Raw genomic sequence first — 22151 nt, forward strand, 5'->3', positions numbered from 1 at the left:
TCGCTCCCGACGCGCGGACAAAGTTCATCGTTCGCCAGACGATGTTTTCTGTTTGCGTCGCGTCGAGCTCGCAGCGCCGCAGCGTACGCCTTACCTCACCACCATAGCTCACGCAATAAAACGCCGCTGGTTGATTTAAGTGCGTGGAGGCAGTGAGAACGAGCGATTGCGCGTCGACGAGACGCATTTGCGCCGTGCAGGCCGCCCTTGTGGCGTGCGCTGGATGGCACGCCTTGAGGCTAACATCGATAACGCAGGAATCCTGTCGAGAAAAACCCGGCACCCTTTTAGGGATTTGTACTCAGCGGGTTATCCCGCAGGGTCGTCGATGAAACCCTTGAGCATGGCAAGCGTATCGGCGTCGTCGATATGTTTGTCGGTGCGCCAGCGCAGCATGCGCGGAAAGCGCACCGCCACCCCGGATTTATGACGCGGACTTGCCTGAATGCCCTCGAAGCCGATTTCGAATACCAGGGTGGGCGTCACGCTGCGCACAGGCCCGAACTTTTCGATCGTGGTCTTGCGAACAATTGCATCCACCTGACGCATCTCTTCGTCGGTTAGTCCGGAATAAGCCTTCGCGAATGGCACCAGCGTGCGCACGCCGTTCGCTTCGTCCCAGACCGCGAAAGTGAAATCGGTGTAGAGACTCGCACGGCGGCCGTGCCCGCGTTGCGCGTAAAGCAGCACGGCATCGACCGCATAGGGATCGATCTTCCATTTCCACCATGTGCCTGAGGCTTTGGTGCGGCCCACGCCGTACATCGATTCGCGTTGCTTGACCATCAGCCCTTCCACGCCACGCGACCGGCTCTCGTCGCGCAACGACGCGAGCGCCTGCCAGTCCGCGGCGCGCACTAGCGGCGACACACGCAGCAGATCGCGGGCGAGCGTGCCGTCGATGGAAACGGCCAGCGCATCCAGTTGCGCCCGCCGCTCGGCGAGCGGCGTCATGCGCAGATCCTTGCCGTGCGCTTCGAGCAGATCGTAGGCAAGCAGCGTGGCAGGCGAATTGGCGAGGATTTTTTTAGTCAGTGTTTTGCGGGCGATTCTTGGTTGCAGGCGCGCGAACGGCAAGGGCGCCATGGCGCCCGGCTCCCACGCGAGAATCTCTCCGTCGATCACGCAGCCGTCCGGTAAAGCTTCGCCTAAAGCCGCCACTTCGGGGAATCGATCGGTGATCAGATCCTCACCACGCGACCACAACCACACACGTCCACCGCGTTTGACGAGTTGCGCGCGAATGCCGTCCCACTTCCATTCGATCTGCCATTGCGACGGATCGCCGAGCGTCGCCGGATCGGCCTGCAATGGATGCGCGAGAAAGAACGGATACGGCAGGCCGAGATCGCTCTCCTGCTGGTGCTCGCCGGGCTGCGTTTCGTCGCCTGTCGCTTCGGGTGCGATCAAACGCAGATAGCGCACGGCATCGGGCTTCTGTTGCGAGTCGGTCCAACCAACCATGCGTTGCGCGATCCGTTTATGATCGACGCCCGCTACTTCCGCCAGCGCCCTCACCACCAACTGCCGCGCGACGCCGACCCGAAACCCGCCGCCGATCAGTTTGGTCAGCAGAAAGCGGCCGCCCCAATCGAGTTCGTCCCAGTAGCTGATCAAACGCGTGCGCAACTCTTCCGGCGCCACGCCACGCAAGGTCAACACGCGTTGCTCGATCCATTGCGTGAGGCCCAGTTCGGAACTGCGTTGCGCGGGCGGCAGGATATGGGCGATGGTTTCGGCGAGGTCGCCCACCGCGTGATAGGACTCCTCGAATAACCACGCCGGCAAACCGGCACGCTCGCGGGCAATCTCGGTCAGTAGACGCGTCGGCACCGACTGGCGCGGTTTGCCACCGGCCAGAAAATACGATGCCCACGCGGCATCTTCCGGCTCGGCTACGGCGAAGTAGCTCGTGAGCGCTTCGAGTTTGTCGTGCGTGGACGTGGTCGCGTCGAGCGCAGTGTAGAGGGCGGCGAAGCGTTTCATGCGCGGCTCGACGGGTCGGCGGCGTTGACCGTGTCATCAGTGGCGGCGTCTGGCTCGGCGGCCTGTTCGAACTCGAGCGGCACGCTGCCCGTCGCGGCGGTTTCATCCGCACCCGCGGCGTCGGCGTCGACCGTATCGTCGCCGTATTGCGTTTCAAACGCGCCGGCCTCGAGACCTTGCTCACGCAACCAGCGCACCATCGGCTCGACCGAACCGTGCGTGACGATCACGCGTTCGGCGCCCGTCGCCTGAATGGCTGTTTGCAGGCTGGGCCAATCGGCGTGATCCGACAGCACGAAGCCACGGTCGACGCCACGCCTGCGGCGCGCGCCACGCAGACGCATCCAGCCCGACGCGAACGCATCGCTATAGTCGCCAAAGCGCTTGAGCCATGCGCTGCCCTGCGCGGACGGCGGCGCCACGATCAACGCCTGCCGGAACATCGCCTTGTCCTTGAGCGGTATCTCGCTCACAAGACGCACCGGCGGCAAGCGCACGCCGGCCTCCCGATACGCACGATTGAGCGGCTCCACGGCGCCGTGGCAGAAGATTGGCCCAATGCCGGCATCGACGCTCGCCAGCACGCGCTGGGCCTTGCCGAACGAATAGCAGAACAGCACGGACGCGCGTCCTTCGGCAGCGTTGTGACGCCACCATGAATCGACACCGTCGAACACGGCTTGCGGCGCGTCCCATCGATAAATCGGCAGGCCGAAGGTCGACTCGGTAATGAAGGTATCGCAGCGCACCGGCTCGAAGGCATCGCAGGTCGGGTCCGGGTCGAGCTTGTAGTCGCCTGACGCCACCCATACGCGCCCCCGGTATTCGATCCGCACTTGCGCCGAGCCGAGCACATGCCCCGCGGGATGCAGCGACACCGTCGTGCCGTTGAGATCGAGCTGCTCGCCATACGCCAGGGTTTGCAATGATATGCCGGGCAAACGCGACAGCAGCACGTTCGCCCCCGCTTGCGACGCGAGGTAGTGCCGATGCCCGAAGCGCGCGTGATCGGAATGCGCGTGCGTAATCACCGCGCGTTCCACGGGACGCCACGGATCGATATAGAAGTCGCCGGGCGGGCAATACAACCCCTCCGGCCGTGCCACCACCAGGTCCGCGAGATCTGCTTCGTCAGAGGCTATAGTCAATGGTGGTTCCGAAGGGTATGTCGATATGACAACAGGCGTCTTTCATACGTGTTGAAGCATGTCGATGCAACGTCGATACAGCCGCCAAGCAAACTGCATTCCTGGCATGTCGCAGCGAATCGGCGCGCCAGAGAAAAACTGCAATGCCGGCGTGGTTGCATTCTTGCTTAAGTATGCAGCAGCAACAAGGCAAGCGCGTCGGCAGAACCAGCATTCCAGCAGGCCAGTCACGCGCGCTGTGAGGTCCCATGCAATCCATCATCGACGACCACGCGTTGTATGTGGCGAAACATCCCGGCACATTCGTGCTGCAAACCTTGAAGGCATTTCGCGCCAACCAGGGTTTGCTGCTCGCGGGCGCGGTCGCGTATTACGCGTTGCTGTCGATCGTGCCGCTCATGATCCTGATCGTGATCGCCCTGTCGCGCTTCGTGCCCCAACCTGTTCTACTTGCGGCGCTCGCGCATCTATTACAATGGCTGGTGCCGGGCCAGTCGAATGCACTCGTGCGCGAGCTGGCCAATTTTCTCGCGCATCGTGCGGTGATCGGCTGGGTCTTGTTGCTGACGATGATCTTCTTCAGTTCGCTGGCCTTCACCGTGCTCGAGAACGCGATGTCGCTAATTTTCGTCCACCGCGTGGTGGTAAGGCGGCGGCACTTCCTGCTCTCAGCGATGCTGCCGTATTGCTACATTCTGTGTCTCGGCGTCGGCCTGCTGATCGTCACCTTCGTGTCGAGCGGACTCGAGGCGATCGGCGCCGAAGGCATCGATCTGTTCGGCCTGCATGTTTCGTTGCGGGGACTCGCGCGCGTCGTGCTGTATCTGCTCGGCCTCGCGGGCGAGGTGTTCGTACTGACCTCGATCTATATGGTGATGCCGGTCGGGCGCCCTTCCCTCAAACATGCGCTGTTCGGCGGCGTGGTCGCCGCGGTGCTGTGGGAGATTACGCGGCACGTGCTGGTCTGGTACTTCGCCACTCTCTCGCAGGTCAGTGTGGTGTACGGGTCGCTGACCATGGCCATCGTGATCCTGTTCAGCCTGGAATGGCTCGCGACCTTGCTGCTGCTCGGGGCCCAGGTGATTTCGCAATACGAACGATTCGGCAGCGAGCCGATTCAGGCGCCGCAGCCGGACATCAAGACCGATTGAGTGCTCGCCGCGGTGCGCCTTACGGCGCGGCACCGTGGCTTAACGGCGAGACTGGGGTAACATTCTCCTGAATACCGGCCGAGGCGCACGCCTGGCGTAACCGCCGCTTCTACCCCGGCAGGCTTCAGGACCCGACAATGAGCATCACCCAGCGCAACAACATACACATTTCCGGCAACGGCAATCGGACCATGGTGCTGGCGCACGGCTTCGGTTGCGATCAAAGCATGTGGCGCTACCTCGTGCCGTCGTTTCATGACGAATACCGGACCGTGCTGTTCGATCACGTCGGCAGCGGCTCGTCGGATCTGAGCGCCTACGACATCGACAAGTACGACTCGCTATACGGCTACGCCAGCGACCTGATCGAGGTCATCCGCGAAGTCGCCGAGGGCCCGGTGGTATTCGTCGGCCACTCCGTTAGCGCGATGATCGGCCTGATCGCGAGCCTCAAGGCGCCGCAGCTTTTCTCCGCTCATATCATGGTGGGCCCGTCGCCCTGCTATGTGAACGACGGCGACTACGTCGGCGGCTTCTCGCGCGAGGATATCGAAGACCTGCTGCGCACCCTCGAAAGCAACTACCTCGGCTGGTCGAGCACGATGGCGCCGGCCATCATGGGCGCGCCGGAGCAGCCGGAGCTCGGCGTCGAACTGACCAACAGTTTCTGCCGCACCGATCCGGAGATCGCACGGCAATTCGCGCGCGTCACGTTTCTCTCCGATCATCGCGCGATACTGTCGCGCGCCACCACGCCCACGCTGATTCTGCAATGTAGCGACGACATCATCGCGCCGTGCGCGGTCGGCGAATACCTGCACCGCATGATCCCTGGCAGCACGCTGCATCTCATCGAGAACGTCGGCCATTGTCCGCACCTGAGTTCACCGAGCGCAAGCGCGGACGCGATGAACGCCTTTCTCGGGCCGATGAGCCTGTAGCACGATGCACAGCACGGACCGCCCGCTGCCCTCAGCCGACGCGTTGTTCGAGCACGCCGCCTGCGGCCTGCTCGTCACCGATGCCAACGGCCGCATCCTGCGCGTGAACGCGACCTTCTGCGGCTGGCTCGGCTATGAGACCGCGGAGCTCGCCGAGGCGAGGCAAATCCAGGATCTGCTGAGCACCGGCGGCAAGGTGTTCTATCAGACGCATTGGGCGCCGCTCCTGCAAATGCAGGGTTCGGTGGCCGAGGTCAAGCTGAACATGATGCATCGCGACGGCCACACGGTGCCGATGCTGCTCAACGCGGTGCGCCGCCGTCATGGCGACGTGACTTACCTCGAAGTGGCAGTGCTGATCGTGGCCGATCGTCATAAGTACGAGCAGGAGTTGCTGCTCGCGCGGCGCAATGCCGAGGCGTCGGTGGCCGCGCATCAACTCGCGCAGCGCGAGTTGCAGGAAAGCCGCGACGTGTTGAGTCTCGCCATGCGCGGCGCGCGCATGGGCGCATGGTCGCACGAGCCGAAGTCGGGCAAGTTCTGGTGGAGCCGCGAACTGGAAGCGCTCGCGGGCTACGCCGAAGGCCGCTTTGCCAACACGCCCGGCGGTTTTTTCGAACTGATTCATCCGGGCGATCTGATCGCGCTGAACGAGGCAGTGGACCACGCGGTGGAAATCGGTGACGACTACGTCGCCGAATTTCGCTTTCTGCATGCGAGCGGCGACTGGTGCTGGATGGAAGGCCGCGGCCGCGCCACTTATGACCGCCACGGCGAGCCGTTGATGATCTACGGCCTCGGCATCGACATCACCGAACGCAAGGAAGCGCAGACGGTCCTGTTGCGCCAGGCGGCGATCTTCGAGCACCTGAGCGACGCGATCGTGATCACCGACCTGCGCGGCAATATCACCGACTTCAACGTGGGCGGCGAACGCATGCTGGGTTATCGCATGCGCGAGATTCTCGGCAAGCCGGTCGCGCTCTTCCTCCCGCCGGAAGAGGCGCTGAACATTCGTCGGGAAACGCTCGCGGCGCTCGCCGCCGAAGGCACTTGGCGCGGCGAGTTGCCCTTCGTGCGGCGCGACGGTTCGCGCGGCGTGTGCGAAACCGTGGTCAAACCGCTCGCGAACGCGCGCGGCGATATTTACGGCGCGGTCAGCATCAATCGCGACATTACCGAGCGGCGGCGCGCCGAGCAGCAACTCACGCGACTGAATCTCGAACTCTCGAAGGCCGATCGTCGCAAGGACGAATTTCTCGCCACGCTCGCGCACGAACTGCGCAATCCGCTTGCGCCGATGCGCAACGTGCTCGAGATTCTGCGCCTGAAGGAATTCGCCGATCCACAATTGAACTGGTCGCGCGACGTCTTCGACCGGCAACTCCAACACATGACACATCTGGTCGACGATCTGCTGGAAGTCTCGCGCATCACCCAAGGCAAGCTCGAGTTGCGCAAGCAACGTCTCGAACTGGCGCGCGCAATGCAATCAGCAATGGAAGCGGCGCGGCCGACCGTGCAGGCCTCGTCGCATCACCTGAGCGTGACGCTGCCACGCGAGCCGCTTTATCTGGTCGCCGATCCCACGCGCCTGTCGCAGATGATCCTGAATCTGCTGAACAACGCCGCCAAGTACACGCCGCCCGGCGGCAACATTTCACTCGCCGCGGAACGCGAGGGCGATGAAGCGGTGATCGTCGTGCGCGATTCCGGCATCGGCATTCCTGCCGAGCATCTGAACAGCGTATTCGAAATGTTCTCGCAACTCGCGCCGGCGTTGGACCGCTCGCAAGGCGGGCTCGGCATCGGCCTCGCGCTGGTACGCGGCCTCGCGGAACTGCACGGCGGCACGGTCGCGGCCTTCAGCGAGGGACCCGGCAAAGGCAGCGAGTTCGTGATCCGGCTGCCGCTGACGAAAGCCGCGTCGCTGCCGTCCGACAGCGCGCCGGCCGAGACGCCGCACGCGGCCGGCCTGCGCGTCGTGATCGTCGACGATAATGCGGACGCCGCCGATAGCCTCGCGATGGTGCTCGAACTCGAAGGCCACGAAGTGCGCACGGCGGGCGACGGTATCGCCGGTCTTGAACTGATCGGCGCGTTCGCGCCGCAGGCAGTGATTCTCGACATCGGCTTGCCGCTTCTGAACGGCTATGAAGTCGCGCGGCGCATCCGCCAGGATTACCAGGACGCCGGCATTGTGCTGATTGCCGTAACCGGCTGGGGTCAGCAGCAGGACAAGCAGACGGCCGTGGCCGCCGGCTTCGACCATCACTTCACGAAACCGGTCGATCCAGGCGAGTTGCAACGGGTGTTGAGCCGGCAGCGGGTATGAGCGCCGAGCGCGCCTTGTTAAACTGACGCGATCTCCGCCCCGCCGCCCCTTTATGCCCCTCGACACAGCTGCCGCATTCGCCGACACCTCTTGCGAAACCGCTTCGCCATGCACCGGCACGCCCGCCCATGCTTGACGACGCTCAGGTCACACGCACCCTCGCCGCACGCGGCATCGTGCCTGACGCGAGCCAGCGCGAAGCGATCGCCGCGCTCGTCGCACTGCTCGGCGCGAATGGCCGGCGCGCGCGGTCCAACTCGACAGCGGCGCATCGAGGCGTGTATTGCCACGGACTGCCTGGGCGCGGCAAGAGTCTGGTGGTCGATACCGTGTTCGAATTGGCGACCTGCCGCAAGCGGCGTCTGCACTTCCACGAATTTCTGCGCGAGATGAACCGGAGGCTCGTGAGCGAGCCGCGCGGCGACGACCGGCTCGGCTCGGTCTCGCGGCAATGGCTCGACGGCACCGAGTTGCTGTGCTTCGATGAATTCCACGTACACGATATCGCCGACGCGTTTCTGATGGGCCGCTTTCTTGATACGGCAATCGGTCTTGGCACACGCATCGTGCTCACCTCGAACTACGCGCCGGACGGCCTGCTATCCGACCCGGAGTTTCACGAACGCTTTCTGCCGACCATCGAGCAGATCAAACGCTGCTTCACCGTGATTCATTTCGACGGCGCGCGCGACTACCGTTTCGGTGGTGAAGAAGCGCAGGTGCCGCATTTCTTCGCGCCGCTCGATGACGCCAACCGTGAAGCGATGCGCCAGATTTTCGTGCGCTACGAAGGCAGCGAAACGCTGGATCCGGTTACGGTGAGCGCGGCAGGCCGTCCGCTTGCCGCACGCGCGGCCGGCGCGGCATTGCTGTGGGCGGACTTCGAGAATCTGTGCGTGGCGCGCCGCTCGCATCTCGACTATCTGGATCTCGCCGAGCAGTGGCATGGTCTGATTCTCGACAATCTGCGCACCGAATGGTTGACCCAATCCCACACGCTGCAACGGCTGATCTGGCTGGTCGATATCTTTTATGACCGCAAGCGCGCGCTGTTCATCGCGTCGGATGAACCGATCGAGGCGGCGCTCAGCGGCCTGGAAGGCGCGCACGATCTGTCGCGCACGTTGAGCCGGCTCGCTGAAATGCAATCGCGCGCTTATCGCAACACGCTCGATGGAACGGGCGAGGTGTCGGCGGACACGCCGGCAGATGCAGTGGACGGTTCCTCGTAAGCTGCGAGGCAGGCAACTGACGTGCGTATTCTGCAAATCTTGCAAAACAATCGCAAATCCTGCGCACCCTTTTGAATCGCCACTGTCGAGAGAAAACCCCGCTATTCATAGGATCAAACGGCGAATGGCGCCCCCACACCGCCATTCGGAATAGGACCTGCTACGCCGTCGCGGGCCCATTCTTCAGCGGATAGCGTTCCGCTCTTCCCGTCCTCATGATCAGAACCGCTTCTGTCGCCGCGGCATTGTGCGCGGCCTGCCTCACTTCCGCCTGCGTGCACATCGGACCATCCCGCCTCAAAGCCGACCAGGTCGACTATGCGCGAAGCCGATACGAGCAGCAAGGCGCCGGTGGTGACCATTCCGGCGAATTGATCGTGCGATAGCAGCGGTTTGCGAATTTGCGGCGTGACGTAAAAAAACCGGCGGTTTTCAACAAACCGCCGGTTTTTCACTGCGCACCTTTTCGTGCCTTTACTCCTGGCTGCGCTTCGACTTCACCCGCTCGATCTGCTGCTTGGCCGCTTCATACACACGCTCCGGCGTGAAGCCGAACTTCTTCTTCAGATCGGCGAGCGGCGCGGACGCGCCGAACGTATGCATCACCACTTGCGCGCCGAGACGGCCCACATAGCGGTCCCAACCGAGCGAGGCAGCCTGTTCCACGGCGACACGCGCATCGACGTCCGGCGGCAGCACCGAGTCCTGATACGCCTCGTCCTGGCGCTCGAAGATGTCCCACGACGGCATCGACACCACGCGCGCCGCGATCCCCTCGCCCTTGAGTTTCTCGTACACGTCGACGCAAATCGAGAGTTCGCTGCCCGTCGCCATCAGGATCACTTGCGGCTTCTGTCCATCGGGTGCGTCGGCGAGCACATAAGCGCCCTTCCGCGTGCCGCTGGCGGCGGCATAGCGGCTGCGGTCCAACGTCGGCAACGCCTGACGCGACACGACGATGCACGATGGCCGCCGCGGATCCGACAGCGCCACACGCCAAGCCTCGGCCACTTCGTTGGCATCGCCCGGACGCAGCACGGTGAGCCCCGGCACGCCGCGCAGCGAGGCCAGTTGCTCGATCGGCTGATGGGTCGGACCATCCTCGCCCACGCCGATCGAATCGTGCGTGAACACGAAGATGGACGGCACTTCCATGATCGCCGAGAGGCGGATCGGCGGCTTCATGTAGTCGCTGAAAATCAGGAACGTGGAGCCGAACGGCCGCAGATTTGACAACGCCAGGCCGTTCACCGCCGCACCCATCGCGTGTTCGCGGATGCCGAAGTGCAGATTGCAGCCGCCGTAGCTATCGTGCTCGAAGCTGCCGGCACCCTCGAATTTCAGGTTGGTTTTGGTGGACGGCGAGAGATCCGCCGAGCCGCCGATCATCCACGGCACGCGCGCGGCAATCGCGTTGAGCACCTTGCCCGACGAATCGCGTGACGCGACGCCCTTCGGATCCGCGTCGAACGTGGGGATGTCGCTGTCCCAGCCCGCCGGCAATTCGTGCGCCTCCATCTGCGCGAATTCACGCGCGAGTTCCGGCTGCTTTGTCTTGTACGCGTCGTACTGCGCCTGCCATTGCTCGCGCGCCGCCTTGCCGCGCGCGCCGATGCCCGCCGCGAAGCGCTCATGCACGCCGTCCGGCACATAGAAGAACTTGTCCTCCGGCCAGCCGTACGCCTTCTTGGTGAGCGCCACCTCTTCGACGCCGAGCGCTTCGCCATGGGCCGACGAGGTGTCCTGCTTGTGCGGCGAACCCCAGCCGATGATGCTGTGCACCACAATCAGCGTCGGCCTGTCGGTGATGCTCTTCGCCTCGACGAAAGCGGCTTCGAGCGCCGCGGCGTCGTTGGCATCGTTCACGCGCAGCGTGTGCCAGTTGTAGCCGCGGAACCGGCTTTCCACGTCGTCGCTATATGCGAGGTCGGTATGGCCCTCGATCGTCACGCGGTTGCTGTCGTAGATCCAGATCAGATTGGACAGCTTCAGATGCCCGGCGAGTGAAGCCGCCTCGTGCGAGATGCCTTCCATCATGTCGCCGTCACCGCACAGCGCGTAGACGCGATGATCCAAGAGCGGCGCATCCGGCTTGTTGAAGTGGCTCTCACACCAGCGCCCCGCCATCGCCATGCCGACGCTGTTGCCGAGTCCCTGGCCAAGCGGGCCGGTCGTGGTCTCGACGCCGGTGGTCATGCGGTACTCGGGGTGCCCCGGCGTGTTGCTGTCGATCTGGCGGAAATGCTCTATGTCGTCGAGCGAGACGGCGGGCGCGCCGGTCGGCTTGCCCTCGTCGTCCACCGCCTTCACGTTGGCCAGATGCAGCAGCGAATACAGCAGCATCGACGCATGCCCCACCGAGAGCACGAAGCGATCGCGGTTCGGCCATAACGGCTCGTCCGGATCGTAACGAAGATGGTTTTGCCACAGATGATAGGCAACGGGTGCCAGTGCCATCGGCGTGCCGGGGTGGCCGGAATTGGCTTTTTGCACAGCGTCCATCGACAGCGTGCGGATCGTGTTGATGCACAGCTGATCGAGGGCGGGATCGTTTTGCATGGGACACTCCTTGTTCGGCGGTTGAGGAGAGAGCCGGGACGCACTGCTTCGGCGCACCCGGCGAACCGTGTTACGTGGAAGAACGCATGAGGAACCGCTGCGAGGCTCAACGATGATGCGCCGATGCGCGCAAATCTGCACGGAGCGTTACACGCGGCGTCGGGCGGGCTCGCTGCGGGGAACGGATCTTTCAGAGGGCTTGCGATGCGAACCCGTTCCGATCGGCGCGGGCACGAAGGGAGAAACGGCGTGCGCCAACGTCAAGCCGCGCGCAGCCAATACTCGACCAGTGGACCATGCTTTCCGTCGATCGGATCCAGCGGCGGAAAAGGCAACGCCTCCATGGCCGCCAGTTCGTCCGACGTGAGCGCCTCGCGGCGGATGTCCCACTGCTGGCCCTCCGGATAGCCGGCGACGACCCGAAAATGCCGCGCGAACGATTGCAGGCAATGGCCGGTGCCTGCCGGCAGCAGGATCGCGTCACCGGCGGACAGCGTCACTACCTTGCCGCCTGGACCGCCGATGATCACCTGCGCGGAGCCGTCCGTCACGCCCAGTATTTCGTGGGCGGTGGCGTGAAAATGGTGGTAGTCGAAAATGCCGTCGCGCCATTGCGGCGGCCACGCATTGCGTTCGAAGAGGATTTCGAAGGCGGCCGCGAGGTCGCCGCTATCCGGCATGAGAGCGCGCCTGTAAATCACCACCGGCAACTTGCTGTTATTCGGCACCCAATCGTGCGGCTCAAGCATGAAGGCTTCGTACTCGGTCTTGGCGGCGTCGAATCCATGCTTTGAATCGTTGTACATGGTTTGTTCCTTTACGTCCTGAAGATCGCAGGGCTCCCCTGAAGCCGGCGTTGAAGACAACATGCGTGCCGGCTCGGGCGATCTTTTCAGCGCGGCATAAAGCGCGCCTGCTTTCGCACGCGCTTCTTTTTGAGCCGTTCTGTGCGCACCGCCGTGGCGGTGGACGAATTTCGCAAACATATGAAGTATGGCTCGCTGGCCTGTTTACCTCGGCATCATTCCTTGCGCTGCGATTCGCGTCCGCCGCCGCCGGGTGGCTCGGCATGCGAGCCCGTGCCGAGCGGCACTTCGGCGGTCTGTGGCGGGCGCTCGTTCGAGCGTGGCGGATTGGTCGCCTTGTCCACGCCGGTCTGCTCGACGGGTTCGATACCGAGTGGACTGGGCTCGACATAGTGCGTGCCGCTCGGCTTGTTGCGCCGTTTCACCTCCTCAGTGACCAACGCGTCCAGCTCGTCCTGCGATTTGGTGCCCTGCATGTCGCCCTCCTCCTGATGTCGGATATGTCTTCGATGCAGCAACATCCGGTCCCTCTCCGTCAGGTCGCCCCACTGCACGCGAAAGGCAAGCTGGGCACGGCCGTTGCGGCAAGTGCGGTGGAGGTCTGGGACCGACATTTGTAAAAAGGAGAACCTCATGACGATGACGACAATTCGCGTATCCGATACCTAAGTGCAGGTCGAACGCACGCTCTACACGTTCGCGCAAAAAAACGACGCGGACGCGCCGCCATCCGTCACTTTTCAGGGCTCGCGCGATCCGCGGCCACGATCTCCCGGCCGTAGTCGATCGCGGCGCGGCGCGCCTCGTCGGCGGTCGCGTAGGGCCCGATTTCGGGCGCGCCATCGAATGGAAACAGAATTTTTCTGTCCGCTTTTCTGACAACCTTCAGTCCACCTACGTAACGGCCGTCGCCTGTTCCGTGATAGCTGGCGTAAATCTCGAAGTCATCGTCAGCAACGTCGGCCTTATGTCGCGCCATTTGTCTTTCCCTTATCCCTGCACTTCAGTGCGTCATGTCCGGTGAGATATCGCGGCGCGTACCGCCGTTGTGGCGCCACACGCATGCTGTGGTCGAGCAATAGCTGTTCCACACGGCGCAGGCCCGCATTCGTGGCGGATACAGCCGGGTGGCATGCTGGTTGCGATCGACAGGCATGCACATCACGGAGACCACGATGACGATGACGAGCACGCGTTGCATACCAAGTCTGCATCTGCATACGCCGATGCCACCGGAGGTCGACCCCGACGCTCCGGCCCCGACCAGCGATCCCGATCCGTCGCCGCCGCCCGACGACGTGCCACCGAATGATCCGGATCGTGCGCCCGAAGGCGATCCGCCTGCCAGGCCGCCGCCGGTCAGCGCCGTGTGATCCTCTCGCAAGCGGTCTTGCACACCGAAGGTCGCGTGAGATGGTTGTAAGCGCAAATTAATCCAGTGGTCCGGTAATTGCGGACTCTTCGGGCAAGCCGGCGCGCAGGGACCGGCAACCCGCCAGGAGCCACCATGAATACCGATCACATTGCCGAAACCGCGCCGGAGAGCGCATCGAAGGGCACACCCGGCACAGCCGATAGCGCGCCCATCAAGGCGTACCGCAACGCCGCGGGCGGCTGGGGTTCGGTGAAAGCGGTCGCGTCGATCCTCGTTCAGGAACACGTGACGTTGAACGGCAGCCGCATCCTCGCGCAGCAGAACAAGCCTGACGGCTTTGCCTGCGTGAGCTGTTCATGGGCCAAACCCGCGGACCCGCACCTCTTCGAGTTCTGTGAAAACGGCGCGAAGGCGACCGCATGGGAAATCACCAGCAAACGCATCGATACGCAATTTTTCGCCGACCATACGCTAAGCGTATTGCGCTCGTGGAGCGGCCTGGAGCTTGAATCGCGCGGACGGCTGACCGCGCCGATGCGCTGGGATCCGGCGACCGACCGCTATGTGCAGACCACCTGGGAACATGCGTTCGCCGAAATCGCGAGCGAACTGCAAGCGCTCGATCCGAATGAAGCGGTGTTCTACGCATCGGGCCGGGCGTCGCTGGAAACGTCGTACATGTATGCGCTGCTGGCTCGCCTGTACGGCACCAACAACCTGCCGGACAGTTCGAACATGTGTCACGAGAGCACCTCGGTCGGCTTGCCGAAGTCGATCGGCGTGCCGGTCGGGACCGTCCAACTCGAAGACTTCACGCATACCGACTGCATGCTGTTCTTCGGCCACAACACCGGCACCAACGCGCCGCGCATGCTGCATCAGTTGCAGGATGCGCGCAAACGCGGCGTGGAAATCATCACCTTCAATCCGCTCAAGGAACGCGGGCTCGTCACCTTTGCGAACCCGCAGTCGCCACTCGACATGCTCACTCCGGCCGACACACGGATCAGCACGCAATACCATCAAGTGAAGATCGGCGGCGATGCGGCGGCGATTGCCGGACTCTGCAAGCTGCTGATCGAATGGGACGACGACGCGCGACGCAACGGTGAGCCACGGGTGCTCGACGCCGCCTTCATCGCGGAACATACGCATGGCTTCGAAACCTTCGCGGACGCCATGCGCGCGACTTCATGGGAAGAGATCGAACACCATTCGCAACTCAGCCGCGCCGCGCTCGAAGACGCGGCACGTGTCTACGCGAAAGCGAATGCCGCGATGGTGTTGTACGGCATGGGCATCACGCAGCATCGCAGCGGCGTGCACAATGTGCAGATGCTGTCGAACCTGCTGCTTCTGCGCGGCAATATCGGCCGGCCGGGCGCGGGCATCTGCCCGATTCGCGGTCACTCGAACGTGCAGGGACAGCGCACGGTCGGCATGACGGAAAAGCCTGAACTCGCGCCGCTCGACAAGCTGAAAGAGCTCTACGGCTTCGAGCCGCCGCGCGACAAAGGCATGACCACGGTCGAAGCCTGCCGCGGCGTGCTCGATGGCAAGGTCAAAGCGTTCATCGGTCTGGGCGGCAATTTTCAGGTGGCGATTCCCGATCATCATGTGATGGACCCCGCGTGGCAGCGTCTGCGGCTCACGGTGCAGATCGCCACCAAACTCAACCGCAGCCATCTGCTGCACGGTGAGGTCGCGTATCTGTTGCCGTGCCTCGGGCGCATCGAGATCGACCGTCAGGCGAGCGGCGAACAATGGGTCAGCGTGGAGGACAGCACGGCCTGTGTGCACGGCTCGCACGGACTCGCCGAACCGGCCGGCGACATGCTGCTGTCGGAACCCGCCATTGTCGCGGGCATTGCAAAGGCGCTGCTGCCGCGCAATCCGAAGATAGACTGGGATGCGTGGGTGGACGACTACTCGCTGGTCCGCGACGCAATCGAACGCACCTATCCGGATCAGTTCAAGGACTTCAACCGGCGCTTCAAGCAGCCAGGCGGGTTTCATCGGCCACTCGCCGCTTGCGAGCGCAAATGGAACACGGAAAGCGGCAAGGCGAATTTCATCGTGCCTGAGACGCTCGACGAAGACGCGGACATGCCGTCACGAGGTCCAGACGTGCTGCGTCTGATGACCGCCCGCGGCGACAGCCAGTTCAACACCACCGTGTACGGTCTCGACGACCGCTTTCGCGGCGTGCATGGCAGCCGCAACGTGCTGCTCATGCATCAGGACGACATGACGCGGCGCGGCTTCGCCGAGGGCGAGACAGTCTGCATCTGCACCGTGTCGAACGATGACGTGACGCGCGAAGTCGACGGCATGCATGTTCATGCGTTCGACATTCCGCTGGGCTGCATCATGGGCTACTACCCGGAATGCAATCGCCTGATTCCGCTCTCGCATCACGCGGAATCGAGTCAGGTGCCGGCGTCGAAGTCGATTCCGGTGCGGCTGCGCAAGTCGGCGGTGATCGAGGATTTAGCGGCGTGAGAAATGCAGAAAGGGCGCGCCGGCGTGCACCGGGGCGCCCTTCTTTTATTGCTGGCCGCCTTGAACTTCTAGCTGCTGCCTACGCCGCGTCAAAATTGATGCAGCATCCCGACATAAGCACCCGTTTGCGATTCACCCACGAGCGGACTCGTATTGTTGCTCGCATCGCGCGGCGACGCTTCGAGCGAGAAATTCGAGTTGCTGCCGTTACGCACGTAGCCCACGGTGCCGTACAGGAAGGTGCGCTTCGACAGGTTGTAGGTGGTGCCGAGCACGTACATCATCGCGTGGCCGGACGGGTCGTGGGCGGCATCGCCCGAGCCGTCGCCGACCTTCACGTAGAAGCCGCCCGCCGTCATCGCCCAGCGCGGCAGGAAGTTGTAGGTCGCGCCGAGCCAGTAGTGATCGGCCGAGTCGGCGACGCCGACCGGCGAATCGGGCGCCGAGTAATGCGTGTAGGCGCCCTGGATCTTCACCGAGTCGAAATGCACGTTGACGCCGGCGAAATATTCGCGCGATGCCTGGAAGATGTTGCTGAAGCGGCCGTTGACGTCGCGCAGTTCGTCGTAGATGCCGCGCACGTCGAAGAGCGGCGAGTGATAGGTCAGCATGATGCCGTCCGAGCGGCCGAATTCGCCGGGCGCGCCGCTGTTGAAGGCGCCCGCCTGATTGCCGAACGCATATTGCGCTTGCACATCGAAGCCCCAGAACACCGGGCTGTGATACTCGACGTTGTTGCTGGTTTGCTGCCAGTTGCGCCCACGCACGAGCGAGGCCGACGAAAACGCCTGCTGCACGAACGGATCGAATTCCCATACGCCGTCGCTGTCGATAAACAGATTACGGCCGGCCTGCAACGTGCCCCACTGCTCGCTCTTCAAACCGACGAACGCGCGCCGCGACCAGAGCCGCCCGCCGCTCGTCGTGCCGTTCATCACCTGCAAACCGGTTTCGAGGTTGAAGATCGCATTGAGCCCGCCGCCCAGATTTTCGTTGCCTTTAAGCCCGAGCATGCTGGTGCCCCAATCGCCGCCTTCCGCGCTCCAGCGGCTCGAACTGCCGCCCGCGCCATTGTTGATGTGATTCAGGTATTCCAGGCCGGCGTCGAGTCGGCCATATAAGCTCACGCTGGTTTGACCATATGCCAGCGGACTTGCCACGGCGAGGGCCGCCATTAGTTTTGTATGTAGTCTCATTGTTTTGCCGTCAATTTTTTGTGTTGCGATGTAGGGCAAAGAGGACTGCGGATGCTGCAAAACACGATCGGCGAGAAAGATGTTTGTAAAACTATAGCGCTGGGTCCGTCGAACTATAGGCGATACGCGCTTCATAGCCTATTCGTTTGACGCAATAAATATTTGCCCGGCATGCGCTCGACAAGGGCCGGGTTCCAATGGAATAGGAAGATCGAAAGCCGCTCAAGATAAGATAGTCGCTCATTCGGCCTCAGCCAAATTGCAATGCATGATTCGTTATTGACTATTCAACCTTCGCCATGAACTCGCCCGAACTGACCGAAGACGAAAACCTTGGCCTTTACCAACGCGCAACGGAAAACGGCGCGGAATGGTGGCGTGTGAGCGTGGCCGACCGGCCGGAAAACTATCGGCTCGAACATGGCGTCGACAATGGCAGCGGCCCTGGCGCTGTCGATATCGACCTCGTGGTGGACGCGGAAAATCTGCGGGCGAAGCTGAAGAAATGGCGCCGCGAAGGCTTCGCTATCGATATGGACGATGTCGCGGGCGAGCAGTCCGCGGCCGGACGCGTCGCCTTCATGCCGGAATTGCAGCGCGTCGCGGCGCGGGCCTCAGCGGCGAAACACCGGCAGGCGGAAGGCACGGGCGAGACCGTGCGCATCGGTCATGTGGAGGTGCCTTGCGGCTTCGACAATCCGCTCGTGCCGCGCATCAATCCGGCCTATCTGTTCTCCGAGCGCTTCAACGACATTGTCGAGGACATCGTCGAGAACCGGCGCGTGATGCTGATCGGCCACACCGGCGCCGGCAAGACCAGCCTGATCGAACAGGTCGCGGCGCGTTCGCGTCACGGCGTGCTGCGCTCGAACATGAACGGGCAGACCACCGTCGGCGACTTCGTCGGCTTCTGGACCGTCAAGGGCGGCGAGACGCTGTGGGTCGACGGCGTGCTGCCCACGGCCATGCGCGAAGGGATCTGGCTGATCGTCGATGAAATCGATTTTGCCGAACCGTCGATTCTCGCCGCCCTCACCGCCGTGCTCGAACCGCACGGCCGCCTCGTGCTGAAGGAAAAAGGCAACGAGATCGTCGCGCCGCATCCGGCCTTCCGGCTGTTCGCCACCGCCAATGCGGTCGGCGCGATGAGTCAGTTCCGGCATCTGTATCAGGGCGCCAATCTGATGAACGAGGCGTTTCTGGACCGCTGGCGCGTGTATCTGCTCGACTATCTGACGCCCGCCGAAGAAGCCGACGTGCTGATCGCCACCCTCGCCCCGCACATGACGCGCGCGCTCGCCACCACGCTCGCCGCGATCGCCGCCGACTGCCGCGCGGCGTTCGCCCGCGAAGATCTCTCGAGCGCGTTCTCGACCCGGCGCCTGCTCGACTGGGCCGAGTTGATGCTGCGCACGGGCGACCCCGAACGCGCCGCCGGGCCGGCCATCTACGCGAAGGTGAGCCCGGAAGACGCCGCGTTGATTCGCGGCATCGTTCGCCATCACATCGCGCCGGCTCCTGAAGCGTGAGCGCGATGCACGCAACGCGCGACACGCGCGGCTTCGCCTTCGAATCCACGCTCAGCAAGGTCGCCCGCGTGCTGACCGGGCAATACGGCGCGACGGTCGCGTTCAGTCCGGACGGTCCGCGCGTGGAGCCCGGCCGCATTGTGATTCCCGACTACGAGTTGAACGGCGAGGTCGAGCGCGATGTGCTGATCGGCTACCTGGATCTGCTGGTCGCGCGCGCCAAGCATGCGTCGCTCGCGCAACTCGACGCGCTGCCCAAGGGCGTCGCGGCGAATCTCGCGCAAGTGATCGAAGACCGCCGCGTTTGCGGGCAGTTGCTCGACGAATATCCGGGGGCGCGCTGGTTCATCGGCAAGCTGCGATTGCATGCGGCCGAACGCGTGCGGCAGCGCTGGCCGAAGCTGCATTGGCGCGACCGTCTGGTCTGGCTTGTGGAACGCGCGTTGTGGGATGAACCGCCCACCCGGACCGAAGCGAGTCATTCGCTGCTCGCCGCCTTGCATGCCTCGCAGGATCTGCTGCACGAAGCCCGCGTGAGCGGCTCGACCGCGCAGAGCATCGCGGCGGCGCAGGCGCTCGTGGCGCGCGTGCGCGCGTTGTCGGCGGGCGACGTGAACAGCATGGCGTTCACTGCGGATCCGGTTGAGGACATCGATACGGAAACGGCCGCGGCATCGTCCGCGCGGCCCGAAGACGACGACACCGTGCTGCCCGATCAGGACAGCGCGAACTCGCCGCCGTCCGATCGAAGCGGTGGCGCGCAGGCGGACAACGCGGTCGGCATGGGTCAATCGCTGGCCGACGCGCAGCAGCCTTCCACGCGTTCTTCAGAAGGCGAAGCGGGCAGTGCGAATAGGGATGCGTTGAAAGCCACGCTGTCGATTCCCCTCGCCACCGAATTCGACGACATCCGCGATCTCACGGGCCAGGGCGACAGCGCCGCGTGGCGAGAACTGCGGGCGCAGGCTCGCGCGGACACCGCGCCGCTCAAGGAAAAGCTCGAACGCGCGCTGAGCGCCGACGAGCGCACGCGCTGGCGCCGCGAGCAGGAGCGCGGCGAGATCGATCGCACCGCGCTGGCGAAGCTCGCGACCTCGCCCGGTTATCGCACGCCGTTTCGCACGCAGCGGCCTTCCAAAGGACGCGACGTCGCCGTGACGCTGCTGATCGACCGCAGCGGTTCGATGGCCGGCCGCAAGATCGAACTCGCGCGCCAGTGCGCGGCCGCCTTGTGCGATGCGCTGACGCAGCTGTCGTTCGATTGCGAAGTGCTCGGTTATTGCTCGGTCGAATCCGCGCCCATGAAGCAGCTCTACGAGCGGCAACGCGCCGCCGGCGCGGATTTGCGGCGCTATAACCGCTTCGTCGAACGGCTCGATCTGAAGGTCTATAAACGCTTCGGCGCAACGGACCTGAGCGGGATCGCAGCGATCGACTGCGGCCACGAGAATCCGGACGGCGAGGCGCTGGCCTGGGCCGCGACGCGGCTTGCCGACCATCAGGCCGAACGGCGCATCCTGATGATGTTCTCCGATGGCTACCCGTCGACCGGCGACGGCGATCCGCAGGTATTGCGCCGCGATCTGCGCGAACGCGTCGCGGCGATCGGCAAGCGCGGCATCGAACTGGTGGGGATCGGCGTGCTGACGGACGCGGTCGAGGACTTCTATCCGCACAACGTGGTGGTCAGCCGCCTCGCCGAACTGCCGTCGACGGTGTTCTCAGTGCTGAGTGCGATGTTGCTCAAACGTTGACGGCGCCGCTCACGCCGACTGCGGCCTGAACGGATACCGTTCGATTTCACCGCCGCGCGCCACCACCGCCGTGCTCTCCGGAATCTCTTGCCACCAGCCCGGCAGGTCGGCGAGCGGTTCGGACAGCACCAGAAACGCATTCTCGCCGGCCGCCTCGATGCGTGGATCGTCGGGATACAACGCGTGCAGTTGCTGAAACGAGCTGCTGTGAAAGAGCGAGCGCGACTGCCCTTCGCTCGAATAGCGCACTGCGACGATCTGCTCGCCGTCGGTGGCGCACACAGTCATGTTCAGCGGTTCGTCCACGCCATGCTTGCGGCCGGTGTCCTCGACGAAGGCCACCATGCGCTCGAGCGCGGTAACCGGCGCCACTTCCAGGCCGAAAGTCAGCGCGAGGAAAAACATCACCTCGGAATCGGTCGAACCTTCAATGGATGGAAACAGATCGGGGTCGATCGCCACCATCAGATCGCGGCGCACGGACGGATAGTTGCGTACCAGGCCGTTATGCGCGAAGAGCCAGCGGCCATGACGGAACGGATGGCAGTTGGTTTCCTGCGAAGGCGTATCCGTCGCCGCGCGTATGTGCGCGACGAACAGCGGCGCACGGATCGCCCGCGCGGCTTCGCGCAGATTGCGGTCGCTCCACGCCGGCTGAATACAGCGGTAGCGGAACGGGATATCGGTCGGCTGGCCGTACCAGCCGATGCCGAAGCCGTCGCCGTTGGTCGTGGTCTGGCCAAGCCGCGAATGCAGGCTCTGGTCGATCAGGGAGTGTTTGGCATTGAACAGCACTGTTTCGAGCTGAATCGGGTTGCCTGTATAGGCGAGCCAGCGGCACATGAGGTTCTCCCGGTGAGAGTCGCGTCTACTTCACTACCGGCTGCATCGTCGCGATAGGGATCAGGAATTCGGAGAAGCCGGTCAGCATGATCTGCACGCCGATGCACAGCAGCAGAAAAGAAGATACACGCATGGCGACCTTGGTGCCCTCCACGCCGAGGTACTTCGCGAACACCACCGCGCGGCTATAGATCAGATAAACCGTCACGGCCACCGCCAGCGAGATCACCACCGACGCGATGCTCGAAATCACAAACTCGGAGAGCTTATGCGTGCGGTTCGCGGTCAGCGCGACAGCCGTGGCGATCGAACCCGGCCCGGTGGTCAGCGGAATAGTGAACGGAAAAAACGCCTTCGACATCGCATTGTCCGCGTCCACCCGCTTGACCGCCGGCTGCTCGGCCGGTTGCGTGTCGGGCGCGTTGAGCATCTGCCAGCCGCCCACTGCGACGGCGAGCCCTCCGCCGATGCGCAGCGCCTGCATGGAGATGCCGAAGAAATGCAGGATCGGCGTACCGATGAAAAACGCCACCAGCAGCACGCACATCACGTTGATGGCGATTTTGCGGGCCAGCCCGGTGCGCTCCTCCGTGGTCAACGAAGCAGTCCGGTCCAGGAAGACGAAAGCAATGCCGATTGGGTTGATGATGCTGATCAGCCCGGTAAAGCCAAACAGAATGTCCGAGATCAGACTTTCGACCATATGCGTTCCGTGTCGAGCGGCGCATCGGGTCGCTCCACTGCGCACCCGGCATGCCGCGCCATGTTGATGAAGCCGGACTCTCTCCGGCGAT

18 protein-coding genes are annotated in these 22151 nt (G+C 63.6%); 8 read left to right on the top strand and 10 right to left on the bottom strand.

Translation table 11 applies throughout. The features are described from left to right. Positions 1-309: 309 nt before the first annotated feature. Positions 310-1986: an ATP-dependent DNA ligase gene (locus PQR42_RS26610; RefSeq protein WP_408388148.1), complete on the bottom strand. Its 1677-nt coding sequence runs from the start codon at positions 1984-1986 to the stop codon at positions 310-312. After that, entirely contained in the window at positions 1983-3134 is a 1152-nt protein-coding gene (locus PQR42_RS26615) for a ligase-associated DNA damage response exonuclease (RefSeq protein ID WP_408388150.1), read from the bottom strand. Before PQR42_RS26615 ends, PQR42_RS26610 begins: the two co-directional genes overlap by 4 nt. Before the next feature lie 248 nt (positions 3135-3382). On the opposite strand from PQR42_RS26615, the gene PQR42_RS26620 reads away from it, so the two are divergent. The 4 genes from PQR42_RS26620 (at position 3383) to zapE (ending at position 8793) form a co-directional block, all read left to right on the top strand. Continuing rightward, positions 3383-4285, top strand: a complete 903-nt coding sequence (locus PQR42_RS26620) for a YihY/virulence factor BrkB family protein (protein ID WP_408388152.1) — start codon at positions 3383-3385, stop codon at positions 4283-4285. A gap of 137 nt (positions 4286-4422) precedes the next feature. Then, positions 4423-5226 (top strand): alpha/beta fold hydrolase, encoded by an 804-nt coding sequence (locus PQR42_RS26625; protein ID WP_408388154.1) that lies wholly within the window; start codon positions 4423-4425, stop codon positions 5224-5226. 4 nt (positions 5227-5230) lie between these two features. Beyond that, a complete protein-coding gene (locus PQR42_RS26630; protein ID WP_408388156.1) occupies positions 5231-7561 on the top strand; it encodes a PAS domain S-box protein in 2331 nt (776 codons plus the stop codon). Positions 7562-7689: 128 nt separating this feature from the next. Continuing rightward, positions 7690-8793, top strand: a complete 1104-nt coding sequence (gene zapE / locus PQR42_RS26635; RefSeq protein WP_408388158.1) for a cell division protein ZapE — start codon at positions 7690-7692, stop codon at positions 8791-8793. Between the two features lie 113 nt (positions 8794-8906). Here zapE and PQR42_RS26640 read toward each other — a convergent pair whose 3' ends face one another. From PQR42_RS26640 to PQR42_RS26660, 5 genes are all read right to left on the bottom strand, one after another. Further along, the gene (locus tag PQR42_RS26640) at positions 8907-9248 is read right to left on the bottom strand and encodes a hypothetical protein (protein WP_408388300.1); all 342 of its coding nucleotides are present in this window, start codon (positions 9246-9248) and stop codon (positions 8907-8909) included. Positions 9249-9267: 19 nt separating this feature from the next. Next, positions 9268-11352: a transketolase gene (gene tkt / locus PQR42_RS26645; RefSeq protein ID WP_408493976.1), complete on the bottom strand. Its 2085-nt coding sequence runs from the start codon at positions 11350-11352 to the stop codon at positions 9268-9270. Between the two features lie 260 nt (positions 11353-11612). After that, positions 11613-12158, bottom strand: a complete 546-nt coding sequence (locus PQR42_RS26650; protein WP_408388162.1) for a cupin domain-containing protein — start codon at positions 12156-12158, stop codon at positions 11613-11615. Between the two features lie 215 nt (positions 12159-12373). Next, positions 12374-12634: a hypothetical protein gene (locus PQR42_RS26655; protein ID WP_408388164.1), complete on the bottom strand. Its 261-nt coding sequence runs from the start codon at positions 12632-12634 to the stop codon at positions 12374-12376. 257 nt (positions 12635-12891) lie between these two features. Beyond that, complete coding sequence (locus PQR42_RS26660; RefSeq protein WP_168790408.1) at positions 12892-13137, bottom strand: DUF6723 family protein; 246 nt, start codon at positions 13135-13137, stop codon at positions 12892-12894. Positions 13138-13333: 196 nt separating this feature from the next. Here PQR42_RS26660 and PQR42_RS26665 point away from each other — a divergent pair, with 196 nt between their 5' ends. After that, on the top strand, positions 13334-13531 hold the full coding sequence (locus tag PQR42_RS26665; protein ID WP_408388166.1) for a hypothetical protein: 198 nt from the start codon (positions 13334-13336) through the stop codon (positions 13529-13531). A gap of 134 nt (positions 13532-13665) precedes the next feature. Continuing rightward, complete coding sequence (locus PQR42_RS26670) at positions 13666-16035, top strand: FdhF/YdeP family oxidoreductase (RefSeq protein WP_408388168.1); 2370 nt, start codon at positions 13666-13668, stop codon at positions 16033-16035. Positions 16036-16124: 89 nt separating this feature from the next. Here PQR42_RS26670 and PQR42_RS26675 read toward each other — a convergent pair whose 3' ends face one another. Further along, positions 16125-17231 carry a porin gene (locus PQR42_RS26675; protein ID WP_494478186.1) on the bottom strand — a complete coding sequence of 369 codons (1107 nt, stop codon included), beginning with the start codon at positions 17229-17231 and terminating at the stop codon, positions 16125-16127. A 299-nt stretch (positions 17232-17530) separates the two neighbouring features. Between PQR42_RS26675 and PQR42_RS26680 the strand changes: the two genes are divergently transcribed. Both PQR42_RS26680 and PQR42_RS26685 read left to right on the top strand, forming a co-directional pair. Next, positions 17531-18760 (top strand): AAA family ATPase, encoded by a 1230-nt coding sequence (locus tag PQR42_RS26680; protein WP_408388170.1) that lies wholly within the window; start codon positions 17531-17533, stop codon positions 18758-18760. Between the two features lie 5 nt (positions 18761-18765). Next, a complete protein-coding gene (locus PQR42_RS26685; RefSeq protein WP_408388294.1) occupies positions 18766-20514 on the top strand; it encodes a cobaltochelatase CobT-related protein in 1749 nt (582 codons plus the stop codon). Positions 20515-20523: 9 nt separating this feature from the next. Here the strand turns inward: PQR42_RS26685 and PQR42_RS26690 are convergent, their stop codons facing one another. Next, positions 20524-21357, bottom strand: coding sequence for a class II glutamine amidotransferase (locus tag PQR42_RS26690; protein WP_408388172.1), 834 nt, complete (start codon positions 21355-21357; stop codon positions 20524-20526). A gap of 25 nt (positions 21358-21382) precedes the next feature. Continuing rightward, complete coding sequence (locus tag PQR42_RS26695) at positions 21383-22060, bottom strand: MarC family protein (RefSeq protein WP_408388174.1); 678 nt, start codon at positions 22058-22060, stop codon at positions 21383-21385. Positions 22061-22151 lie beyond the last annotated feature (91 nt).

Origin of the sequence: Paraburkholderia sediminicola (assembly GCF_046027355.1) — a bacterium.
Lineage (GTDB): Bacteria > Pseudomonadota > Gammaproteobacteria > Burkholderiales > Burkholderiaceae > Paraburkholderia > Paraburkholderia sediminicola_B.